Source organism: Aliidiomarina maris (genome assembly GCF_003987335.1).
GTDB lineage: Bacteria > Pseudomonadota > Gammaproteobacteria > Enterobacterales > Alteromonadaceae > Aliidiomarina > Aliidiomarina maris.
In genome coordinates this window covers 1-1,175 of the sequence record NZ_PIPK01000035.1, presented here as the reverse complement: position 1 = coordinate 1,175, position 1,175 = coordinate 1, and the positions used below count along the sequence as shown (strand labels likewise).

Here is a 1,175-nt window from a genome sequence, read left to right as displayed (position 1 = left end):
TAGGTCAAACGCTGACATTTTCACTGACTTCCTCAGAGCAACCGATCGAAGGCGTGGTTGAGTCTCTATCCCCTCGTTTAGATGCGGACAGTCGTACCCGCCAAGTACGTGTAGCGATACAAAACGCGGGTGGTAATTTGACTGCTGGTGCCTTGCTGCGCGCTCAGGTTGAGGTTGAAGTGGATGATGTCATCACTATTCCTGCATCGGCACCATTGTTAACCGGCAAACGGGCGGTGGTATACGTCAGGACATCGCCTGATAGTGGCGAGTTTGAGGCGAGACAGGTGGAGATTGGTCGTCGCCTGGGAGAATACTATGAAGTACTGAGTGGACTAGAGGAAGGCGAGCTGGTTGTCAGTCGTGGTGCATTTCGTATCGACAGTGAGCTGCAATTGCGCGGACGCCCGAGCATGATGGCACCACAAGGTGGTGGTGGCGGAGGTCATGACCACGGGGGGATGTCACATGCAGACATGGCTGATGAACCCGCAGCGGGCCATGCTGCTACACATGAAGATATTGAAGTGCCCGTTGGCGAAGACCTTGAGTTAAGCGAGCTTTCGCAAGCGTATTTTGCGATGTGGGAAGCGCTCCATAGTGATGACTTAGACGCCTGGCAAGCAGCCGCTGAGTCGTTTTTCGAGGCAGTGGAAGCGGTGCAATGGCCTGCTGACATGCATGATTTGCACAGTCTATTGGCAACCGGCGCTGGTCATGCACATCATGTCACTAGTCTGGACCAAGCACGTGAGCAATTTCAGGCACATTCGCAGGCGATGATAGCCTTGGCAAGAGCCGGTTATGTTGCGCGTGACAGCTATCTGATGTTTTGTCCGATGGCGTTTGATAATCAGGGGGCATACTGGTTGCAACCGGACAGACGTCTATTAAACCCGTACTTCGGTGATGCCATGTTACGCTGCGGTGATCGTGTTGAGCGATTTGAAGGCGGGCACGATAGCCACGGAGGCCACTGATGATGACGAATTGGCTTTTGAATAATAAGCTCGTGGTGGCGCTGCTGGCGGTTATTGTCGTAGTCGCCGGTATATTGGTGGCGCCGTTTAACTGGGATACCGGCATGCCTCGCTCGCCTGTGGCGGTGGATGCTATTCCTAATATTGGTGAAAACCAGCAGATTGTGTATACCGATTGGCCTGGGCGCTCGCCGC

Annotated in this window: 2 protein-coding genes; both read left to right on the top strand. The window is 54.0% G+C overall.

Annotation, left to right across the window (positions count from 1 at the left end; translation table 11 throughout):
* On the top strand, window positions 1-980 hold a 980-nt coding region (locus CWE07_RS14230), incomplete at its 5' end, for a DUF3347 domain-containing protein (RefSeq protein WP_126819032.1).
* Window positions 980-1,175, top strand: a 196-nt coding sequence (locus tag CWE07_RS14225) for a hypothetical protein (RefSeq protein ID WP_241974160.1), incomplete at its 3' end; no start/stop codon positions are given. The genes CWE07_RS14230 and CWE07_RS14225, both read left to right, overlap by 1 nt.